14 protein-coding genes are annotated in these 15850 nt (G+C 63.5%); 9 read left to right on the forward strand and 5 right to left on the reverse strand.

Features of this window, described 5'->3' with window-relative positions; all coding sequences use genetic code 11:
* Positions 1–123: 123 nt before the first annotated feature.
* The gene (locus tag G5S42_RS04140) at positions 124–1137 is read right to left on the reverse strand and encodes a LysR family transcriptional regulator (RefSeq protein ID WP_176105650.1); all 1014 of its coding nucleotides are present in this window, start codon (positions 1135–1137) and stop codon (positions 124–126) included.
* Positions 1138–1336: 199 nt separating this feature from the next.
* On the opposite strand from G5S42_RS04140, the gene G5S42_RS04145 reads away from it, so the two are divergent.
* The 3 genes from G5S42_RS04145 to scpC all read left to right on the forward strand — a co-directional run bounded on the left by G5S42_RS04145 (position 1337) and on the right by scpC (position 5589).
* Positions 1337–3556 (forward strand): FUSC family protein, encoded by a 2220-nt coding sequence (locus G5S42_RS04145; RefSeq protein WP_176105651.1) that lies wholly within the window; start codon positions 1337–1339, stop codon positions 3554–3556.
* Between the two features lie 138 nt (positions 3557–3694).
* Positions 3695–3913, forward strand: a complete 219-nt coding sequence (locus G5S42_RS04150) for a hypothetical protein (protein WP_176105652.1) — start codon at positions 3695–3697, stop codon at positions 3911–3913.
* 176 nt (positions 3914–4089) lie between these two features.
* Positions 4090–5589, forward strand: a complete 1500-nt coding sequence (gene scpC, locus G5S42_RS04155) for a succinyl-CoA:acetate CoA-transferase ScpC (RefSeq protein WP_176110329.1) — start codon at positions 4090–4092, stop codon at positions 5587–5589.
* Positions 5590–5701: 112 nt separating this feature from the next.
* On the opposite strand, the gene G5S42_RS04160 is transcribed toward scpC, so the two are convergent.
* The 3 genes from G5S42_RS04160 to G5S42_RS04170 form a co-directional block, all read right to left on the reverse strand.
* Positions 5702–5956, reverse strand: coding sequence for a GlsB/YeaQ/YmgE family stress response membrane protein (locus tag G5S42_RS04160; protein WP_176105653.1), 255 nt, complete (start codon positions 5954–5956; stop codon positions 5702–5704).
* Between the two features lie 162 nt (positions 5957–6118).
* A complete protein-coding gene (locus tag G5S42_RS04165; protein WP_176105654.1) occupies positions 6119–6826 on the reverse strand; it encodes an MgtC/SapB family protein in 708 nt (235 codons plus the stop codon).
* A gap of 474 nt (positions 6827–7300) precedes the next feature.
* On the reverse strand, positions 7301–8464 hold the full coding sequence (locus tag G5S42_RS04170) for a metallophosphoesterase (RefSeq protein WP_176105655.1): 1164 nt from the start codon (positions 8462–8464) through the stop codon (positions 7301–7303).
* Between the two features lie 429 nt (positions 8465–8893).
* On the opposite strand from G5S42_RS04170, the gene G5S42_RS04175 reads away from it, so the two are divergent.
* Entirely contained in the window at positions 8894–9241 is a 348-nt protein-coding gene (locus tag G5S42_RS04175) for a hypothetical protein (protein ID WP_176105656.1), read from the forward strand.
* Positions 9242–9300: 59 nt separating this feature from the next.
* Here the strand turns inward: G5S42_RS04175 and G5S42_RS04180 are convergent, their stop codons facing one another.
* Positions 9301–9885 carry a malonic semialdehyde reductase gene (locus G5S42_RS04180; protein WP_176105657.1) on the reverse strand — a complete coding sequence of 195 codons (585 nt, stop codon included), beginning with the start codon at positions 9883–9885 and terminating at the stop codon, positions 9301–9303.
* Between the two features lie 140 nt (positions 9886–10025).
* Between G5S42_RS04180 and G5S42_RS04185 the strand changes: the two genes are divergently transcribed.
* The 5 genes from G5S42_RS04185 to yjfF all read left to right on the forward strand — a co-directional run bounded on the left by G5S42_RS04185 (position 10026) and on the right by yjfF (position 15834).
* Complete coding sequence (locus tag G5S42_RS04185; RefSeq protein WP_176105658.1) at positions 10026–10628, forward strand: alpha-ketoglutarate-dependent dioxygenase AlkB family protein; 603 nt, start codon at positions 10026–10028, stop codon at positions 10626–10628.
* A 181-nt stretch (positions 10629–10809) separates the two neighbouring features.
* Positions 10810–11796, forward strand: coding sequence for an ABC transporter substrate-binding protein (locus tag G5S42_RS04190; RefSeq protein ID WP_176105659.1), 987 nt, complete (start codon positions 10810–10812; stop codon positions 11794–11796).
* 254 nt (positions 11797–12050) lie between these two features.
* Positions 12051–13697, forward strand: a complete 1647-nt coding sequence (locus G5S42_RS04195) for a sugar ABC transporter ATP-binding protein (RefSeq protein WP_176105660.1) — start codon at positions 12051–12053, stop codon at positions 13695–13697.
* Positions 13694–14737 (forward strand): ABC transporter permease, encoded by a 1044-nt coding sequence (locus G5S42_RS04200; protein WP_176105661.1) that lies wholly within the window; start codon positions 13694–13696, stop codon positions 14735–14737. Before G5S42_RS04195 ends, G5S42_RS04200 begins: the two co-directional genes overlap by 4 nt.
* The gene (yjfF, locus tag G5S42_RS04205; protein WP_176105662.1) at positions 14734–15834 is read left to right on the forward strand and encodes a galactofuranose ABC transporter, permease protein YjfF; all 1101 of its coding nucleotides are present in this window, start codon (positions 14734–14736) and stop codon (positions 15832–15834) included. The genes G5S42_RS04200 and yjfF overlap by 4 nt, the downstream gene beginning before the upstream one ends.
* Positions 15835–15850 lie beyond the last annotated feature (16 nt).

Genomic DNA, 15850 nt, shown 5'->3' on the forward strand with positions numbered 1-15850 from the left:
CGCGCATATGGCCAAGCCTGACGCGCCAACGGCGCTCTCATGTATTTAACACTTCAATGAGCGCCACCCGCATAAAGCCCTGAAATCCGCTCGCCGCGCGAGTCTAGGCGTGCTGCAGCGAGTTCATAGACCTAACGGTGTCCGCATGTCCTGAGTGACAGGGACGACAACTCCACTCATCTGCACTGAGTCATCTACGCATCCCATTTGCGCCACCTCGGCAAGCAACGCTTCGTCGCGCGCAATCACCTTCGGCAGATGCGAACGCAAGAATTCGACCCACGTGCGCGTCTTTGCATCGATGAATTTGCGCGACGGATAGAGCGCATAAACAGTCGTCTTCTGCAGCGTATATTCTGGCAACACGCGAACCAGCGTGCCATCGCGCAACCCGGAAATGGCCGCGTAGAGCGGCACCATGCCGATGCCCATGCCTTCGCGGATCGCCACGATCAGTGATTCCGCGATGTTCACATGCACGGGTCCGTCGACTTCCATCAACTCACTGCCGTTCGGGCCGTCGAGCGTCCATTCATGTGGCGGGAACGCCGGCGTATGAAGGATCAGACACTCGTGATGCGCAAGGTCAGCCGGTTCTTGCGGCGCGCCGTGCGCGCGCACGTAAGCCGGCGATGCGCACAGAATGCTGAACGTCGTCCCCAGCGGAAACGATATGAGGTCCGAATTCGGCAGCATCGACGCTCCGATCACGGCCACATCGGCGCTGCCCTCGAACAGATCGGGCATGCGCTGTGACAGCGTCAACTCGACGGTCACATCAGGATAAAGCTCGCGATAACGCGAAATAGCCGGCAGGACGTAGTGCTGGCCGATGCTCGCAAAGCTATGCATGCGCAGCGCGCCGGTTGGTCGCTCGTGTGCGCAACTGGCTTCTTCTTCCGCGATATCGACATCCGCGAGGATCTGCTGCGATCGCTTCAGATAGCGCTCGCCGGCGGTGGTCAACGCAAGCCGACGAGTCGATCGATTCAGCAGGCGCGTGCGCAGGTGTGCTTCAAGTTCCGAGACCGCGCGAGACATCGCGCCGGTCGTTGAATTGAGCGATTGCGCGGCCGCGGTGAAGCTGCCGGCTTCAACCACGCGCACGAACACTCGCATATTTTGTAGCGTGTCCATCAAACCTTCTGTTTCATGACCAGGATCATATTTTCCGTCAGTCCCGGGGCACTATTGTTGTCTGTTTTGGAACAGATGTTCTGCACTCGTCGTCTTAATGCGTGCAACGGGGACTCCTACAATCGGCGCCTCGCCTGTCGGTGTCAGCGATTCTGCCCGGAGGCTCTCTCAGCGACCACGTGGGGTGCACTGTTTTCAGATGAAACCCGATCATGCGATCGAACCGTCGTCGGATTTCTTCGGTCCGCGCGGTCTCATGCGGCGACGACTCAGTCGAGCCAAACTCAATCGGGTCTTGCGTGACTGGGCCAGCAACGACGGTCTGACCTGGCTTCATCTGCTGAAGACGGTAACCGCCGGGCTGCTGGCGCTGGGCATCGCGATGCTGCTCGATTTGCAGCAGCCGCGCATTGCGATGACGACCGTCTTTGTGTTGATGCAACCGTTCAGCGGCATGGTGCTCGCGAAGAGCTTCTACCGGATTCTCGGAACGGCGGTAGGGACCGCGGCCGCGCTCGTGCTCGGTGGGCTGTTCACCCAGCAGCCCGAACTGTACATGCTCGGCATGATCGCGTGGGTGAGCGCCTGTATTGCTGCGGCGGTCCGGTATCGGCATTTCAGATGGTACGGTTTTGTGCTCGCCGGTTACACCGCCGCGCTGATCGGCATTCCGAACGTGACGACGCCCGAGGGACTGTTCCTCGCAGCACTCGCGCGCGCGGCGGAAGTGGCGGTTGGCATCGTGTGTTCCAGCGCGGTCAGCGCATTGCTGCTGCCGCAACGCTCAAGCCTGGCGCTACGACGTAACCTTCAGATCAGGTACGCGGATTTTACTGCCTTGGCTGTCGATGTGCTCGCACGCGGGCTCGAGCGCCATGAGTTCGAACGGCGGTTCGCGGATTTCGTCGACGAAATCGCTGGCTTCGAAGCAACGCGTACGTTCGTCGCATTCGAAGACCCGGCGATGCGCTCGCGCAGTGCGCATCTGGCGCGCCTGAATTGCGAATTCATGGATGCATGCGCACGTCTGCATGCGCTGAATCAGTTGCTCAAACGGTTGCGTGCGAGCGGCGCGGTGTCGATACTCGCGGCCATCGATCCATACCTCGACGAACTCGGAGCCTTGTTCGAAGCACAAGCACCAATTGAAGCAGGCGTCGAAGCCTCGCACGCAGCAGCCGATCTGCGCCTCTTTCGAGCAAACCTGCCACGCCGGGTACGCGAAACGAGGCGGCCCCTCGAAGCCGCGTCCGCGGAATCGCTTGCGGACTTCGACACGGCAGCCGAATTGCTGTATCGATTCGTGGGCGAATGGATGAATTATTCGCAAACCTATGCAAGCTTGTGGCGCAAATCAGAAAGCTGGCAGCAAAGCCTGCGACGCGGCTCGAGCCCAAATAAGAGCGACTGCACGAGCAGACCGATCAGCCACACAAACCACTTCGCCGTATTGTTCACGTTTCTGCGCTCGGCTGTCGTCATCGGGATCGCCGGCGCGTTCTGGATCGCGACCAACTGGCCGAGCGGCGGCCTTGCCGTGATCGGCGCAACGCTGGTCTGTGCGTTGACGTCCACCGCGCCGAGCGCTACCAGGATGGCCATGCAGATGGCGATCGGCGCGGTGCTCGCGACGCTGACCGGCTACGCGTTCATGTGCTACGTGTATCCCAACATCGATGGTTTCCCGCTGCTTTGCGCGGCACTCGCGCCGGTGCTCGCACTCGGCGCATTCATCGCGACACGTCGCGGCGCAGCGGGGTTTGGCATCGGCTTTTCGGTGTTCTTCTGTCTGCTGGCCGGACCGGATAACGTCGTCACCTACGTGCCTGATCTGCTGATCAACAACGGCATCGCGCTGACCGCGTCGATGCTGCTCGCGGCTGTTGCATTCGCGGTGGTCTTTCCCGCCGATATGCGCTGGCTGATCGACCGGATCATGGGCGACCTGCGGGCGCAGACGGTATCGGCATGCAAGGAGGCTCTGCCGGGACTGAACCGACGTTTCCAGGCGGGCACGCACGATCTGACTTCACAACTGCGCGTGCTGCTGACACGTCGTTCGCGACGACGGCGCGACGCACTTCGCTGGATGCTCGCGACGATCGAAGTAGGTCACGCCGTCATCGATCTGCGCAACGAAGCCGCGCGCGCGAATTATGCCGACATCCTTCAGCCGCGCTGGCGCAGCGTGATCGAACACACCTGCGACGATCTCGCCCGGCTTTTCGAACGCCCCGGTCGCGGTTCGCTCGAACGCGCACTCGTCACCGTGCGCTCGGCCACCTGGCTCGCGCAAGACATACTGCGGACCGTGCATGCCGAGCGCGACCGGCGTCACGATCTGCAGCGCATCCTGAGCTGTTTGCACTTCATTCGTAGCGCGTTGCTCGACAAAGACGCGCCGTTCAATCGTCGCTGAGCAATGCTTCGTGGATTCTTCTGCCATATGGAAAGATCTCTTCCGGCCGGCCCCGTTAATCCGCGTTGATGACGGTCATATAGTGCCGTCACTGCCTCGCAGTAGGCGTCGCAGTAGTTGTAAGCCCTGGAGAATGAGATGAAAGTCTTGAAGTTGATCCTGATCGCCTGTTCTTTGTCTACCGCTGCCGCCGCCTATGCACAGACGGCGCCGGCCGCGCCGGACCAGCAGGTTGCGCAAGCGGATAGCCGGCGCGCCGATAAGGGTGCCGCGCGCAAGCATGCGGAAGCGCCGAAAGCGAAAGCCGACGAATGCGTTGGCCCGATGAGCTTCTGCAACATCTTCTTCGGCAGCTGAGTCCGGCTGCTTCACGCGCAACACCTGTCGCGGACCTGTCACGCGACCCAACACCTGCTCGCGACGCCGTCCGATCGAGACGCCGCAGCGGGTGCGGCTACCGCCTATTGAGCGAAGCACACCGCAGACGTGCGCACCAGTAGACGGAGCTGGCGACTATGGAGAGACTCCCTTTCATGTACGAAGACCGAATTCGCTGCACCGCCCTGCGCGGAAAAATCACCACGGCCGCCGACGCGGCGCTTCTGATTCACGACGGCATGCGCGTTGGCGCAAGCGGTTTCACGCGCGCGGGCGACGCGAAAGCGGTGCCGGTCGCGCTTGCCGAGCGTGCGCGCCAGTTGGGCGAGCCGCTGCGCATCACGCTGATGACGGGCGCCTCGCTCGGTCATGACGTCGACCGCATGCTGACCGAAGCGCACGTGCTCGCGCGCCGTTTGCCGTTTCAGGTGGACAAGACGTTGCGCGACGCAATCAATCGCGGCGAAGTGATGTTCGTCGATCAGCATCTGTCCGAGACCGTTGAGATGCTGCGCGCGAACCAGCTCGGCAAGCTCGATGTCGCGATCATCGAGGCCGCCGCGATCACGGAAAGCGGCGGTATCGTGCCGACAACTTCAGTCGGTAATTCGGCGAGCTTCGCGATTCTCGCGGACAAGGTCATCGTCGAGATCAATCTTGCGCAGCCACTCGAGCTCGAAGGCCTGCACGACATCTGGATTCCGGGGCGCCGGCCGCATCGCGAGCCGCTGCCGATCGTGCGCGCGCAGGATCGCGTCGGCACACCCGCGATCGAGATTCCGCCGGAGAAAATCGCGGCGATCGTGATCACTGACATGGCCGACAGCCCGTCCACCGTGCTGCCCGCGGATCGCGAAACCGCGTTGATCGCCGGCCACTTGATCGAATTTTTCCAGCACGAAGTCACGCGTGGCCGCATGCCGAAGCAGTTGCCGCCGTTGCAGGCTGGCATCGGTACGATCGCCAACGCGGTGCTGGCGGGCTTCGTCGATTCGCCTTTCGATGTGTTCGAAATCTATTCAGAAGTCTTGCAGGATTCGACGTTCGATCTGATGGACGCCGGCAAGGTCGCGTTCGCGTCCGGCGCGTCGATCACGTTGTCGGCCGCGCGGCAGGCGCAGGTGTTCGGCGATATCGAGCGCTATCGCGACCGGCTCGTGCTGCGTCCGCAGGAAGTCAGCAACCATCCCGAGGTGATTCGGCGGCTCGGTCTGATCGCGCTCAATACCGCGCTCGAATTCGATATCTACGGTAACGTCAATTCGACGCATGTCGGCGGCACGCACATGATGAACGGCATCGGCGGCTCGGGCGACTTTGCGCGCAATGCGTCGTGCGCGGTGTTCGCGACCAAGTCGACCGCGAAGGACGACCGCATCTCGAGCATCGTGCCGATGGTGCCGCATTGCGACCACAACGAACACGACGTCGACGTCGTCGTCACCGAGCAAGGTCTCGCCGACCTGCGCGGCCTCGCACCGCGCGAACGTGCGACGCTGATCCTCGAGCATTGCGTACACCCGCGGTATCGCGAACTGTTGCGCGACTACTACCGCGATGCGTTGCGTTGGGGAGGGCAGACCCCGCATTGCCTCGATCAGGCGTTTGCATGGCATACGCGGCTGCGCGATACCGGCTCGATGCTGCCGGCCTGATGTGCAACGGCCGCAGCGCACACAATCGCCGCGATAAAAGCAGCAGAAACAGGCAATAAAAAAGCGCCAGCGGCACGAGCCCGCTGGCGCTTGATGAAATCGAATGCTGTGCTCAGGAGCCTCGTCGCACGAGCCGGATAATAAACAGCAGAATGACCGCGCCGATCACCGCGGTGATGATCGAGGCGATCCAGCCGCTGCCGATCGAGATATGCAGCACGCCCGCGAGCCAACCGCCGATGAACGCCCCGATGATCCCGACGATGATGTCGACGATCAGGCCGAAGCCGCCACCCTTGACCAATACGCCCGCGAGCCAGCCAGCAATCGCGCCGATGATGAGCCATGCAATGATGCCGTGTTCCATATTCGAGACTCCCTGGTTGAGTGTGAACAAATCACGGTGACAGAGCTTAGTCGAAGGTTATGGGACGGTCCACGTTCGGGACGCGGAATTAACACTATCTGAATCTGCTGCAAGCTAAGTGTAGACGATGCGCGCGAACAGAGGAGACTTGTGCACAGCGCTTCACTCCGGTGTCGGTTCCGCTTCCCGCGCGGTCCAACTGACGCTGGAGACGCTCTTTTCCATGCTCAGGCGGCTCGCCATCTGTTCGAGCTTCGATTGATCCTTCGGATGCATCGTCAGCGTCGCCGTCACGCGAATGCGCGCCGGCTCGTCCTCGACATCCTCGCTGGTCAGGCTCTGGAAAGACAGCGGCGCCGAGTACATCGAGTTGGAAATCGCGGTGCGAATGTGGATCTCGTCGGCTTCGCGGCAGACGATCGTCAGCACGTACTCGCGCACGAGGTCGGCGTTTGAAACCGGTGTCTGGTTGATCATCCGGCTCACTTCGCGCAGTACGGTGTTGGCCAGCAGCACGACCGCGGTGCCGGCGAACGCCGGTCCGTAATGTCCCGCGCCGCTCAATACGCCGACGGCCGCCGAGCACCACAGCGTCGCCGCGGTGTTGATCCCCTGGATCGAACCCTTGTCGCGCATGATGACGCCGCCGCCGAGAAAGCCGACGCCCGACACCACATAGGCCGCAATCTGCGTAATGCCGCTGACGCCGTTGCCGGTCAGCACGCCGAGCGTGACGAACAGGCACGCGCCGCTCGCCACGAGCGTGATCGTGCGCAGGCCGGCGGTGCGCTGGCGCATCTGTCGTTCGAGGCCGATTGCGACGCCGCAAGCAAAAGCGGTCAGAAGCCGCAGGAAGAATTCGAGTGTCATCGTTCAGAAAGGTTGGCGTGCGCGCTGTCGCAGTGTGAAGCCTACGCGTGAGAACACCAGATCGTCTACCTCGTGCACGGCAAGTGCATGCGGCGGGACGAAGTACGCGCGCACACAAGTGCAGCGGCCGGAGCGTGCGGCATCGGCATGGCATCGAGCCACGCCGTGCTTTACCGCCAGTACGCGAATGACAATGAAATGAGAGCGACATGCGCCATCGAGCCCGAGGGCAGGACGGCGACAGAAAAGACTGACGCGGAAATCCTGGGGCTCAGGCGAGCGGGCAAATCGATACTCGGCTCGTACAACTGCTACTGTCCAAGATCATGATTCCGGTTAGAAGAATTGCGCGAATTTTAGAGGGCTGCGCAAAGATCAGTCAAGCCGCGAGCGGCACGGAGTGTGCATTTAGTGTTGCCCTAGCCTTAATGCTGAAAGGCTGCAATTAATTGCTCCGGACTGCGAATGTTGAGTTCAATCGGGTTCGGCCGGTACGAGTCTCAACCGTGTGATCTCCGAAGGCGCGCCGAGTCGTTTGGGCGGTCCCCAATAGCCCGTGCCGCGACTCGTATAAACCCATAGTCCGTCCAGACGCGCGAGGCCCGCCGTAAACGGCTGCTGCAGCCGCACGAAGAAATTCCACGGAAAGAACTGACCACCGTGCGTATGACCCGACAACTGCAGCGTGAAGCCGGCCGCCGCGGCCGCTTCGGCCGAGCGCGGCTGATGCGCGAGCAGCACCCTGATCAGCACGTCCCCCGGCGCGCCGGCGAGCGCCGCGACCGGGTCGCTGCGATGCGCGGGATCGTGATGACCCGCCGAGTAATCGGTGACGCCGGCGATCACGGCGCGCGCGCCGTCATGATCGACGATCACGTGTTCGTTGAGCAGCACCCGCAAGCCGAGCCGGCGGAATTCAGCGATCCACGAGTTCGCGTCGGAGTAGTACTCGTGATTGCCGGTCACGAGAAACGCGCCGTGCCGCGCGGCGAGCCGCGACAGCGGCTGCGTATGCCGGCTCAACTGCGGCACGCTGCCGTCGACGACATCGCCCGTCACCGCGATCAGATCCGGCTCGAGCCGGTTCACCGCGTCGACGATCGCGTCGACATAGCGGCCCTTGATCGTCGGGCCGACGTGGATATCGCTGATCTGCACGATCGTGAAGCCGTCGAGCTCGGCAGGCAGATCGTCGATCGGTACTTCGATCGTGACGACACGCGCGCGACGGCGCGCGTTGACGAGGCCGATCAGCGTCGACAGCAGCGCGAGCAGCGGCACCGCCGCCGCCGAGCCGGTGCGCCAATGCGCGATCGTGAGCGTGCTCGGCCAGATCGCGTCGATCGTCAGCAGCGACGCCAGCATCAGATCGCGCGCGAAGGTCAGTACCAGCAGCGACGAGAAGAAGCCCATCGCGAGCAGGCCAACCCACGCGAGCCGGTCGCCGAGCGGCTGGCGCTTGAAGCCGCGCGCCATCATGCCGACCGGAATCAGGTAGATCGACAGCAGGAGCCACAGCACGCACAGTCCGCGGCCGGCCGAGTCGATCGGCATGTCGGGAATCAGGCGCAATCCAACGTAGATATGCAGCAGGATGCCAATCAGGATGATGCGGACAAGAAACGATGAACGTCGCATAAAGAGGATCAGGACGGGAAGGGGGCCAAAGGGCCGGCATGACAGCGACAGCGGGGCGGCGATCCGTTGGCGGGCAGTGCTTGCGTGCGCGACGGTTAGCGAACGCGGCGAATCATTCTACCGACATGTTGGGTCCCTTGCCGTGGCTGCAATATTCATGCTCCCGCACCGCACGAGACGGCCGCCGGAAGGCGCCGGGACGCGCCACGACAGCGCTTCGCCGGGGACAGGCGCATTCCGTGCTCAGCACATACTTACAAGGGCACGCGCGAAGCATTTGATGCCTATGCAAACGAATTAAATGGGCTTTGAATTGTATTCATGCGTGGAGTATGCTTGGAACCAAACAGCCTGTTGCCGGGGCAGCGCAGCGCGCTTCGGGCATGACTGGATCTGTCGCCGGAGAAGATCGGCGGGGGGAGGCACACCATGAAGCTGCTCAAACCGGGCCACCTGTGGCATCACGCGGACGACGTGCATCATGCGCATCATGCGCATCATGTCGGATACGAGGGTAGCCATGTGATGCTGCCGCTCGTCGGCCTTTCGCTGATGGCAATTGCGCTTTACATCGGCGTGCGCGGCATCGATTTCTCCGAACTCGGCAAAAGCGCACTGTTCGACGTCGTGATGGTGTGTGTCGCGCTCGGCATCGCGGGCCTGTTCGGCGCGGTCGGCGCGTGGCTGCGCTCGAATGGCGACGAAGCCGATGAGGGCTTCTGCTTCGTCGGCGCGTTGATCGGCACCGTGGTGTTTTATATCGCGCTGCTAACCTGACGAGATTCGATGCAACGCGAGGCGCGACACCCGCCGCGCCATCCATCATCAACGCACCGTCACACTATCCGCGCCGCTTCGTCGAACGAAAAACGCGGGCTGCGAGGAAACAGCCTGGACGGATCGCCATAGCCGAGATTGATCAGGAAGTTCGACTTCACCGGCGTGCCCGCAAAGAACGCTTCGTCGACCTTGGCCTGATCGAAGCCCGACATCGGCCCGGTGTCGAGCCCGAGCGCACGCGCGGCGAGAATCAGATAGCCGCCTTGCAGCGTCGAATTGCGAAATGCCGTGTCCGCGATCAACCGCTCGTTGCCGACGAACCAGCTGCGCGCATCGGCATGCGGAAACAGTTTCGGCAGCTGCTCGTAGAAGGCCATGTCCATGGCGACGATCACCGTGACGGGCGCGGCCATCGTTTTCTCGAGATTGCCGGCCGACAACGCCGGGCGCAGTTTCTCCTTGCCCTCCGGCGTCCTGACGAACACGAAGCGGCCCGGACTCGAATTGGCCGAGGTCGGGCCGAGCAGGAAGAGCTCCATCAACTCGCGCAGCACGGCGTCGTCGATCGGTTTGTTCTGCCAGCCGTTGTGCGTACGCGCGTCGCGAAAGAGCTGCGCGAGCGCCTGATCGGAAAGTGTCATGGAAGCGACCCGTGCGAAAGAATAGAGGGAACGCGCAGAGCCGCGTCGAATGAAAGAGCAAGGCGCGTGAATCAGCGCGTGAGCCGTCGTCGCCATAATAGCCAAGGTACTGACTCGTCCGCTTGCATCCAGGCATTCCGATGAACACCGATCTTTTCAACGACCTGCCGACCCCCGACGTCGACTGGTATCCCGACTGGCTCGCACCGGCCGACGCCGAACACCTGCTCGCCCGCCTGATCGACGAAGTGCAATGGCGCCAGGACATGATGGGCACGCCTGGCGGCCGTGTTGCACTGCCGCGTCTGACCGCCTGGCAGGGCGAGCCGGACGCGGTGTATATCTACTCGGGCATCCGCAACGTGCCGCAAGCGTGGACGCCCGCCGTCGCTGAACTGAAGGCCGCCGCGGAGGCGACCAGCGGCGCGCGTTTTAACAGCGTGCTGCTAAATCGCTACCGCAGCGGCGCCGACAGCATGGGGTGGCATGCGGACCGCGAGCCCGAACTCGGCAAGCAACCGGTGATCGCGTCGGTGAGTCTCGGCGTCGCGCGCAGGTTCGATCTGCAACACAACCGCAGTGGCGTCGTGCAATCGTTCTCGCTGAAGGGCGGCAGCCTGCTCGTGATGAAGGGCGACACCCAGGCGCAGTGGCGCCATCGGGTGCCGAAGGAGCCGCGCGTGAGCGGCGAGCGCATCAATCTGACGTTTCGCTGGGTCACCCCGAGAGTCACGCCGACCTAAATCAGCGAGCGGCAATGCTCTGATCGGCGCGCTATACCAAAATTGGTATCGAGGGCGCGAATCATATGATTGGACGGGTAACGCGTCGCACAGTACGCTACATCACGATCCATGCGCCGTGAGGGCCACGAGGGCCGGGCTGACCGCTGGGTCGTCTACACAACAACGATTGGAGACTGTCATGGCGAATACACGACGTGCCGCGTGTCGCGCTCTGGGCGCGCTCGCGCTTTCCGCGAGTCTCGGAGTGCTAACGCTGGCCACGCCAGGCGCGCATGCCGAAGACAAGAAAATAACGCTCGGTTTTGCGCAAGTCGGTGCGGAAAGCGCATGGCGCACCGCGAATACCGAATCGGTGAAGTCGGCAGCGACGGAAGCCGGTATCAACCTCAAATTCTCCGACGGGCAGCAGAAGCAGGAAAACCAGATCAAGGCGATCCGCTCGTATATCGCGCAGAAGGTAGACGTAATCGCGTTCTCGCCGGTTGTCGAATCGGGCTGGGAACCGGTGCTGCTCGAAGCCAAGGCGGCGAAGATTCCGGTGATCCTGACCGACCGCAACATCGACGTAAAGGACCCGTCGCTGTACGTGACGATGATCGGCTCGGACTTCCTCGAAGAAGGACGACGCGGCGGCAAGTGGCTCGAGGAGAACTACAAGAACGATAAAGGTCCGATCAACATCGCCGAGCTGCAAGGCACGGTCGGCTCCGCGCCGGCGAATGACCGCCACTCGGGTCTGATCGAAGTGATCAAGAGCGATCCGAAGTTCAAGATCATCGCGTCGCAAAGCGGCGACTTCACGCTTGCCGGCGGCAAGCAGGTGATGGAAGCGTTCATCAAAACCTACGGCAACAAGATCAACGTTGTCTATGCTCACAACGACGACATGGCGCTCGGCGCGATCCAGGCGATGGAAGAAGCCGGCATGCATCCGGGCAAGGACGTCGTGGTGGTTTCGTTCGACGCGACCAAGGGCGGCTTCCAGGCGATGGCCGCCGGCAAGATCAACGTCGACGTCGAGTGCAGCCCGCTGCTCGGACCGCAGCTGATGACGGCGGTGAAAGACGTGGTGGCTGGCAAGCCGCTGCCGAAGCGCATCCTGACTCAGGAGACTGTCTTCCCGATGAGCGTCGCTGCGCAAACTTTGCCGTCGCGTAAGTACTGACGCGGCGCGCAACGCCGCCGCGGCATCGCTCGCGCGAGTGCCGCGGCGTGTGCGGTGTTCAGGCGCCCGGGCCGACGCGGCCCACGGCGCGAAGGAGATGTGCAGTACGGACGCATCGAACAGGTTTCTCCAGTGGTGCCTGACCGCCCGGGCTGCTTCCTTCTGCAGCGGGCGGTCTCTTTTCAGGAGCCTGCGTCCGCGGGAGCATGCCGCTGGGGCCTGCCGAACCATGCATAGCCGATCGAGCGAGGTCCATGACCCAATCCGCTACCGAACCGACTCAGCCGGACCAGCCGCAGCGCGGCACGTCGCCGGGTGCGCGAAGCCAACAGAATGACACGAGCGCGCGCGAACCGATCCTGGCGACCTCCGGCGTCAGCAAGACATTTCCGGGCGTGAAGGCGCTGCAACACGTCGACTTCCGCCTGTTTCCCGGCGAGGTCCATACGCTGATGGGCCAGAACGGCGCCGGCAAATCCACGTTGATCAACGTGCTCACCGGCGTGCTTGCACCCAATGCCGGCACGATCCGCCTCGGCGGCGAGGTGGTCGCGTTCGCGTCGCCGCAGGAAGCCGAGGCGGCCGGCGTGCGCACGCTGTACCAGGAAGTGAACCTGTGCCCGAATCTGTCGGTCGCGGAGAACATCTTCGCGGGCCGGCAGCCGCGCCGCTTCGGCGCGATCGACTGGCCCGACATCAAGCGGCGCGCGCAGGAAGCGCTCGCGCGCCTCGACGTGTCGCTCGACGTCACGCGCTCGCTCGACGCCTATCCGATCGCCGTGCAGCAGATGGTCGCGATCGCGCGAGCGTTGTCAGTCGATGCGCGCGTGCTGATTCTCGACGAGCCGACTTCGAGCCTCGACGACAGCGAAGTCGCGCAGCTTTTCAAAATCCTTCGCCATCTCAAGCAATCGGGCATCGCGATCCTGTTCGTCACGCATTTCATCGAGCAGACCTACGCGATCTCCGATCGCATCACGGTGATGCGCAACGGCGAGCGCGAAGGTGAATATCTGGCACGCGATCTGTCCGCGGATCAACTGGTCGCGAAGATGGTCGGCCACGAGCGCATGAGCGCGCGTCTGCGCGAAGCGGCGCACGAAGGTCAGGCCGCCGACGATCTGCAGGAGATCGCGCACGATCACCCGGAGCAAGCAACGGCAACGGCCAAGCAGCCGTTCATCGAACTGCGCGGCGTCGGCCGTCGCGGCACGCTACAGCCGATCGATCTCGAAGTGCACGCCGGCAAGATACTCGGCCTCGCGGGACTGCTCGGCTCGGGGCGCACCGAAACCGCACGTCTCTTGTTCGGCGCGGATCGCGCGGACAGCGGCACGATCCTCGTCGAAGGGCGTCCCGTGCGGCTGCGCACGCCGCACGACGCGGTGCGCCACGGCATCGGCTATTGCGCGGAAGACCGCAAGAAGGAAGGCATCGTCGCCGAGCTGTCGATTCGTGAAAACATCATGCTCGCGTTGCAGGCGCGGCGCGGCTGGTGGCGCAAGATCAGCCGGCAACGCGCGCGCGAACTGGCCGATACGTGGATCGAGCGGCTCGGCATCAAGGCGTCCGACGCCGAGCAGCCGATCGCGCTCCTGTCCGGCGGCAACCAGCAGAAGGCGCTGCTCGCGCGCTGGCTGGCGACCGATCCGAAACTGCTGATCCTCGACGAGCCGACCCGCGGCATCGACGTCGCCGCGAAGTTCGACATCATGGACCGCCTGCTCGCGCTGTGCGCGAACGGCCTGTCCATCCTGTTCATCTCGTCGGAGATCAGCGAGGTGCTGCGCGTCAGCCATCGCGTCGCGGTGCTGCGCGATCGCCGCAAGATCGCCGAGGTGGCCGGCAAGGCATCGAACGAAGACAACATCTACCGACTCATCGCAGGGAGCGGCGAATGAAGCTATCGAACTGGTTCGCGCGCGACGGCGTCGAGCGGCCGCTGCTGTGGCCGTGCGTGACGCTGCTGTTGCTGTGCGGACTGAACCTGCTGGTCAATCCGCATTTTCTCGCGCTGCGCACGCTCGACGGTCACCTGTTCGGCGCGCCGATTGACATTCTGAATCGCGCGGCGCCGCTGGTGCTGGTCGCGATCGGCATGACGCTCGTGATCGCGACGCGCGGCATCGACATCTCGGTCGGCGCGGTGGTCGCGATCGCGGGCGCCGCGGCCGCGACGATACTCGCGACTCAGGCCGTGCCGAGCGGTGCGCTGATCGTGCAGGCGCTCGTGGCCGCGCTCGTCGTCGGCATCTTGAGCGGCATGTGGAACGGGCTGCTCGTCGCGTTCGTCGGCATGCAGCCGATCATCGCGACGCTGATTCTGATGGTCGCCGGCCGCGGCATCGCGCAACTGCTGACCGCCGGGCAGATCATCCCGATCGGTGCGCCCGGCTATCTGTTCGTCGGCGGCGGCTACTGGCTCGGCGTGCCGTGCTCGGTATGGATCGCGACCGTAGCCGTGCTGGCGACCGCTGCTTTGGTGGAGGGCACGGCGCTTGGCCTGTTCATTCGCGCGATCGGCGTGAACCCGGTTGCGACGCGGCTCGTCGGCTTGCGCTCGAAGGCGATCGTGTTCGCGGTGTATAGCTTCTCGGGCTTGACCGCGGCGCTGGCGGGCATCCTGATCAGCTCGAACGTGCGCAGCGCGGACGGCAACAACGCTGGCCTGCTGCTCGAACTCGACGCGATTCTTGCCGTGACGCTCGGCGGCACGTCGCTGCTCGGCGGCCGCTTCAGTTTCGCAGGCACCGTGCTCGGTGCGCTGATCATCCAGACGCTCACGTACACGACCTATTCGATCGGCGTGCCGCCGGAAGCGACGCTCGTCGTCAAGGCGGCCGTCGTGCTCGCGGTCAGCGTGATCCAGTCGCCTGCGGCGCGCGCGCTCGCGGTGTCGTTCGGCGCGTCGCTCATCAAATCGCGCGGGGTGGCACGATGACGCGCTTTCTCGAAGCACTCGCCCGCGTGATCGATCCGCGCACGCTGCCGATCGCGGTGACGGTCCTGCTGTTCTGCGCGCTATTCGGCTTTGGTTCGGTGATGTACACAGGCTTCTTCTCATGGCAGGTGCTGCTCGATCTGCTCGTCGATAACGCGTTCCTGCTGATCGTCGCGATCGGCATGACGTTCGTGATCGTGTCGGGCGGCATCGATCTGTCGGTGGGCTCGATCGTCGCGCTGACGACGATCGTCGCAGCCGTGCTGTCCGAGCACATGCACGTGTCGGTGTGGCTGATCATTCCGATCGTGCTGTTGATGGGCACGGTGTTCGGCGCGGTGCAGGGCGCGCTGATTCACTACTTCCGCCTGCAGGCGTTCATCGTGACGCTGGCGGGGATGTTCTTCGCGCGTGGCCTGTGCTTTCTGATCACGACGCAGTCGATCACGATCACCGATCCGACGTTCAAGGCGATCTCCGCGTTCCGTCTCAATGTTGGCGTCGGTTCGGTATCGGCGAACGTGCTGATCGCGCTCGTGGCGCTCGCGGCCGCGATCTATGTCGCCCATTTCACGCGCTTCGGACGCAACGTATATGCGGTCGGCGGCAATCCGCGCTCGGCGCTGCTGATGGGGCTGCCGGTCGCGCGCACGCGGGTCGGCGTGTATGCGCTGAGCGGCTTCTGTTCGGCGCTCGGCGGCGCGGTGTTCACGTTCTATGTGCTGTCGGGTTATGGGCTGCAAGGGCAGGGTATGGAGCTGGATGCGATTGCAGCGACGGTGATCGGCGGCACGCTGCTGACCGGTGGCGTCGGTTATGTGGTCGGCTCGCTGTTTGGCGTCGGCATTCTCGGCACGATCCAGACGCTGATTACATTCGACGGCACGCTCAGTTCGTGGTGGACGCGGATCGTGATCGGCGCGCTGCTGTGCGCGTTCTGTTTGCTGCAACGCTTGATCGAGCGGCATGCGAAGTCCGTGCGTCGGCCCGGCGGCACCAATGCGGTCACGACCACGGGGCATGGGCACGGCCATGACGAGCCGTCGACGACGGCGGCGTCGTCGGATTCCCAGGTGTTGGGGCGCGCGCCGGGCTAGGGCGCGGTCTTCCAGC

Source organism: Paraburkholderia youngii, assembly GCF_013366925.1.
Taxonomy (GTDB): Bacteria; Pseudomonadota; Gammaproteobacteria; order Burkholderiales; family Burkholderiaceae; genus Paraburkholderia; species Paraburkholderia youngii.

Excerpts from the sequence above, each read along its gene's own strand:
- G5S42_RS04140 (WP_176105650.1), bottom strand. The coding sequence starts at position 1,137 with ATGGACACGCTACAAAATATGCGAGTGTTCGTGCGCGTGGTTGAAGCC.
- G5S42_RS04145 (WP_176105651.1), top strand. The coding sequence starts at position 1,337 with ATGAAACCCGATCATGCGATCGAACCGTCGTCGGATTTCTTCGGTCCG.
- G5S42_RS04150 (WP_176105652.1), top strand. The coding sequence starts at position 3,695 with ATGAAAGTCTTGAAGTTGATCCTGATCGCCTGTTCTTTGTCTACCGCT.
- scpC (WP_176110329.1), top strand. The coding sequence starts at position 4,090 with ATGTACGAAGACCGAATTCGCTGCACCGCCCTGCGCGGAAAAATCACC.
- G5S42_RS04160 (WP_176105653.1), bottom strand. The coding sequence starts at position 5,956 with ATGGAACACGGCATCATTGCATGGCTCATCATCGGCGCGATTGCTGGC.
- G5S42_RS04165 (WP_176105654.1), bottom strand. The coding sequence starts at position 6,826 with ATGACACTCGAATTCTTCCTGCGGCTTCTGACCGCTTTTGCTTGCGGC.
- G5S42_RS04170 (WP_176105655.1), bottom strand. The coding sequence starts at position 8,464 with ATGCGACGTTCATCGTTTCTTGTCCGCATCATCCTGATTGGCATCCTG.
- G5S42_RS04175 (WP_176105656.1), top strand. The coding sequence starts at position 8,894 with ATGAAGCTGCTCAAACCGGGCCACCTGTGGCATCACGCGGACGACGTG.
- G5S42_RS04180 (WP_176105657.1), bottom strand. The coding sequence starts at position 9,885 with ATGACACTTTCCGATCAGGCGCTCGCGCAGCTCTTTCGCGACGCGCGT.
- G5S42_RS04185 (WP_176105658.1), top strand. The coding sequence starts at position 10,026 with ATGAACACCGATCTTTTCAACGACCTGCCGACCCCCGACGTCGACTGG.
- G5S42_RS04190 (WP_176105659.1), top strand. The coding sequence starts at position 10,810 with ATGGCGAATACACGACGTGCCGCGTGTCGCGCTCTGGGCGCGCTCGCG.
- G5S42_RS04195 (WP_176105660.1), top strand. The coding sequence starts at position 12,051 with ATGACCCAATCCGCTACCGAACCGACTCAGCCGGACCAGCCGCAGCGC.
- G5S42_RS04200 (WP_176105661.1), top strand. The coding sequence starts at position 13,694 with ATGAAGCTATCGAACTGGTTCGCGCGCGACGGCGTCGAGCGGCCGCTG.
- yjfF (WP_176105662.1), top strand. The coding sequence starts at position 14,734 with ATGACGCGCTTTCTCGAAGCACTCGCCCGCGTGATCGATCCGCGCACG.